Source organism: Methylibium sp. (assembly GCF_013817365.1).
In the GTDB taxonomy this organism is placed as follows: domain Bacteria; phylum Pseudomonadota; class Gammaproteobacteria; order Burkholderiales; family Burkholderiaceae_C; genus Methylibium.
Map to the genome: position 1 here is coordinate 1 of NZ_JACDCU010000343.1, position 4,485 is coordinate 4,485.

4 protein-coding genes are annotated in these 4,485 nt (G+C 66.1%); all 4 read right to left on the minus strand.

From position 1 onward, the window contains the following. Positions 1 to 980: sigma 54-interacting transcriptional regulator (locus H0W38_RS17215; RefSeq protein WP_292456331.1), on the minus strand; the 980-nt coding region annotated here is incomplete at its 3' end. Positions 981 to 1,030: 50 nt separating this feature from the next. Continuing rightward, positions 1,031 to 2,113 (minus strand): nitrogen regulation protein NR(II), encoded by a 1,083-nt coding sequence (glnL, locus tag H0W38_RS17220; RefSeq protein WP_292456333.1) that lies wholly within the window; start codon positions 2,111 to 2,113, stop codon positions 1,031 to 1,033. Positions 2,114 to 2,150: 37 nt separating this feature from the next. Next, positions 2,151 to 2,711 carry a hypothetical protein gene (locus tag H0W38_RS17225; RefSeq protein WP_292456336.1) on the minus strand — a complete coding sequence of 187 codons (561 nt, stop codon included), beginning with the start codon at positions 2,709 to 2,711 and terminating at the stop codon, positions 2,151 to 2,153. Between the two features lie 202 nt (positions 2,712 to 2,913). Beyond that, positions 2,914 to 4,332: a type I glutamate--ammonia ligase gene (glnA, locus tag H0W38_RS17230; protein ID WP_292456337.1), complete on the minus strand. Its 1,419-nt coding sequence runs from the start codon at positions 4,330 to 4,332 to the stop codon at positions 2,914 to 2,916. Positions 4,333 to 4,485: the final 153 nt, after the last annotated feature.

Below are 4,485 nucleotides of genomic sequence, written 5' to 3' on the forward strand. Positions count from 1 at the left end.
AGGAAAGACCGCGCCAATGAGGGGATGTCCTCGCGCCGCTCGCGCAGCGCCGGCAGACGCAGGCGGATGACGTTGAGGCGGTGAAACAGGTCTTCGCGAAAGGCACCCTGGCGGACACGCTGCTCCAGGTTCTGATGGGTCGCGGCGATCACCCGCACATTGCTCTTGAGCGGGTTGTGGCCCCCGACACGATAGAACTGCCCGTCGGACAGCACTCGCAGCAGCCGCGTCTGCAGGTCGAAGGGCATGTCGCCGATCTCGTCGAGGAACAGCGTGCCGCCGTCGGCCTGCTCGAAGCGCCCGCGCCGCGTGGTCTGCGCGCCGGTGAAGGCGCCGCGTTCGTGACCGAACAGCTCGCTTTCGAGCAGGTCTTTCGGAATCGCCGCGGTGTTGATCGCGACGAAGGGGCCCTTGTTGCCCAGCTCGCCGCGCGGGCTGTGTTTGTGCAGCGCCTGGGCGACCAGCTCCTTGCCCGAGCCGCTCTCGCCGGTGATGAGCACGGTCACGTTGCTCTGCGAAAGCCGCCCGATGGCACGGAACACGTCCTGCATCGCCGGCGCCTGGCCGAGCATCTCGGGCATCTGCGCGAGGCGCTCGTCGGCGACTTCCTCACGCAGGCTCTCGTCGAGCGCGCGGCGGATCAGCTCGACCGCCTTGGTCAGGTCGAAGGGCTTGGGCAGGTACTCGAAGGCCCCGCCCTGGAAGGCCGAGACGGCGCTGTCGAGGTCGGAATACGCCGTCATGATGATGACGGGCAGCCCCGGCAACTGCGCCTTCACGGTGGCCAGAAGATCGATGCCCGAGCCGCCCGGCATGCGGATGTCGCTCACCAACACCTGCGGCGTGTCGCCGGACTCGAGGGCCGCGAGCAGGTCCCTGGCACTGGAGAAGCTGCGCACCGGCAACTCCTCGCGCGCGAGCGCCTTCTCGAGCACGAAGCGGATGGATTGATCGTCGTCGACGATCCAGATCGGTTTCATGCGGGTCTGCGGTCAGGTCGGTGATTCGTCTGCCGCCCCGTCGGGTGCGCTCAGGGCAGCGGTATCGTGATCTTGAACAGCGTACGGCCCGGCACGCTTTCGCAATCGATCGTGCCGTGATGTTGCGACACGAAGGTCTGCGCCAGTGTGAGGCCGAGGCCCGATCCGCCCTCGCGCCCCGAAACCAGCGGATAGAAGATGCGATCGAGGATCGACGCCGCAATGCCCGGGCCGTTGTCCTCGACATGCAATTCCAGTGCCAATCGGAAACGCTGCTTGCCGAGCGTGACCTGTCGTGCCACGCGCGTGCGCAGCACGATGCGGGCATCTGCCGCCGTCATGCGCTCGCTCAGCGCCTGCGCGGCGTTGTGGGCGATGTTGAGAACGGCCTGGATGAGCTGCTCGCGATCGCCACGGAAGTCGGGTATGGAGATGTCGTAGTCGCGCTGGATCGTCAGGCCCCTGGGGAACTCGGCCAGGATCAACGCGCGCACCCGCTCGCACACTTCGTGGATATTGACGTCGCTCACCAAGTGGGGCCGGCGGTGCGGCGCGAGCAGCCGGTCGACCAGCGCCTGCAGCCGGTCTGCCTCCTTGATGATGACCTGCGCATATTCGCTCAGGCTCTTGGAGGCCACCTCCATCTGCAGCAGTTGCGCGGCGCCGCGAATGCCCCCCAGCGGGTTCTTGATCTCGTGCGCGAGGTTGCGGATCAGCTCCTTGTTGGCCTCGACCTGCTCATGCGCGCGCTCCTCGCGGTCTTGTCGGGTCTGTTGCTCGATCTCGATCAGCTCGACCAGCGTGACGTCGGGGTCTTCCATCTGGTTGACGATCACGTGAACCAGCAGCGGCTCGGCGTGCGCCGCGACGGGGCGCTTCAAGTGGGCGTCGAGGCGGCTGGTCGAGAACTCGTTGCGCGCCACGGCAGCGACCGTCTCGCGCAACAGCTCGGGCTCGACGAACCAGTCGAACCAGTCGCGCCGCCGCACGTGGCGGCGCGACAGGCCCATCACGTTCTCGAAGGCGGCATTGGCGAACAAGCAGCGGCCGTCGCGGTGCACCACCGCCACCATGGTGGCGAGCAGATCGAAGGCGTCGTGGCCGCCCGGAGCAGCCGGCGTCGGCGGGCTCATCTCGAGAGGCAACCCGACGCCCTGCGCGACGCGTCGGTCAGACGCCGCCGCCGGTGGAGCCCGGGTTCGAGCCGGCGCTTGCGCCACCGAGTTTGTCCAGTTCGCGTCGCAGCGCAGCGACGTCGCTCTCGGAGCGCTCGATGCCGGACTTGAGTTCGGCCGTGCGGTCCAGGTACTTCTGGTAGTTCTTTTCGTCGCCGCGGCGCTCGGGCTGGCCGTTGTTGTATTCCAGCTTGAGGCCCGCCAGGCGCTCCTCTTCTCGCCGCAGTTCGTTCTCGAGAATGCGGCGCTTGTCGGTGTCGCGGGCACGCTGATCCGCGGCATCGACGCGGCTGTCCGCGGGCCGGGAGGCGCCGCTGTCGACCTTCGGTGCAGGCGCGCGCCGCACGGGCGGCGACTGGATCACCGTTACCGAACCGCCTTCGAGCGCCTTGCAGCCTCTGTCGCCGGCTTCCTTCGGGGTGATGGTGCCGGTGTAGAGATTGCCGGGGCACTTGTAGACCACCGCGTCCTGCGCGAGCGCGCCGGTCCCTGCGCCGCATGCCAGCACTGCCACGGCCGCCATCATCACGGCCCTGAAACCGACTCGCACGATCATTTCCTGCTCCTTCGCCGCTTGCACACGGACGCCTCGCGCCGATGCGCATCGAGTATCCGGCATTCTTTTCTCGATGCGCAGGCGCAGCAGGCATGAGGCCCGCCTGACGTGGAAAGGGACGGCCGGAGCCGTCCCTTTGTCACAGTCTTTCACGCACTTGCGCTGGCTGCAATCGGCGCCATAGGCACCGCGCCGGTTCGCTCTACAAGGTGTAGTACATGTCGAACTCGATCGGATGCGTGGCCATGCGAAAGCGCGTGACCTCCTGCATCTTGAGTTCGATGTAGGCGTCGAGATAGGTGTCGGTGAAGACGCCGCCCTTGGTCAGGAAGGCGCGGTCCTTGTCGAGGTAGTCGAGCGCCTGGTCGAGGCTGTGGCAGACGGTCGGGATCTTCGCGTCCTCTTCCGGCGGCAGGTGGTAGAGGTCCTTGGTGGCCGCCTCGCCCGGGTGGATCTTGTTTTCGACGCCGTCCAGGCCGGCCATCAGCAGTGCCGTGAAGCCCAGGTAGGGGTTCATCAGCGGGTCGGGGAAACGCGCCTCGATGCGGCGGCCCTTGGGGTTGGCCACGTAAGGGATGCGGATGGAAGCCGAGCGGTTCTTGGCGGAATAGGCCAGCTTGACCGGCGCCTCGAAGCCCGGCACCAGGCGCTTGTAGCTGTTGGTGCCCGGGTTGGTGATGGCGTTGAGCGCGCGGGCGTGCTTGATGATGCCGCCGATGTAGAACAGCGCGAACTCGCTCAGGCCGGCGTAGCCGTCGCCAGCGAACAGGTTCTTGCCGTCCTTCCACACCGACTGGTGCACGTGCATGCCCGAGCCGTTGTCGCCGACGATCGGCTTGGGCATGAAGGTGGCGGTCTTGCCGTAGGCATGGGCCACGTTGTGGATCACGTACTTCTGCAACTGCAGCCAGTCGGCGCGCTGCACGAGGGTCGAGAACTTGGTGCCGAGCTCCATCTGGCCGGCGGTGGCGACCTCGTGGTGGTGCACCTCGACCGGAATGCCCAATGACTCGAGGATCAGGCACATCTCCGAGCGCAAGTCCTGCGAGCTGTCGACCGGCGGCACCGGGAAGTAGCCGCCCTTCACGGATGGGCGAAAGCCCGTGTTGCCGTGCTCGTATTCCTTGCCGCTGTTCCAGGCCGCCTCTTCGGAGTCGATCTTGAAGAAGCACCCCGACATGTCGTTGCTCCAGCGCACGCTGTCGAACACGAAGAACTCGGGCTCGGGGCCGAAGAACGCGGCGTCGCCCAGGCCGGTGGACTTCATGTACGCCTCGGCGCGCTTGGCCAGCGACCGGGGGTCGCGCTCGTAGGGCTTGCCGTCGCCCGGCTCGATGACGTCGCAGGTGAGGAGGATGGTCGGCTCTTCGAAGAAGGGGTCGATGTTGGCGGTGTTCGGGTCCGGCATGAGCAGCATGTCGGAAGCTTCGATGCCTTTCCAGCCGGCGATCGAAGAACCGTCGAAGGCATGACCGGCGCTGAATTTGTCTTCATCGAAAGCGGAAACGGGCACGGTCACGTGTTGTTCCTTGCCGCGGGTGTCGGTGAAGCGGAAATCGACGAACTTGATTTCGTTTTCCTTCACCATCTTCATCACGTCGGCGACGGTCTTGTTGGCCATCAGGTTCTCCAGGCAGGGCAGTGTTATGGGTCGGGTTTTTCTGTTCGGGCGCACGACAACCCGCCAGCGGCCCTCGAAAGGCTCGGCGCAATTTAGCAGAAAGCATGCCCAGAATTGGGGCCGACCGAAGGCGCACCAGCCGCTCTACAGACT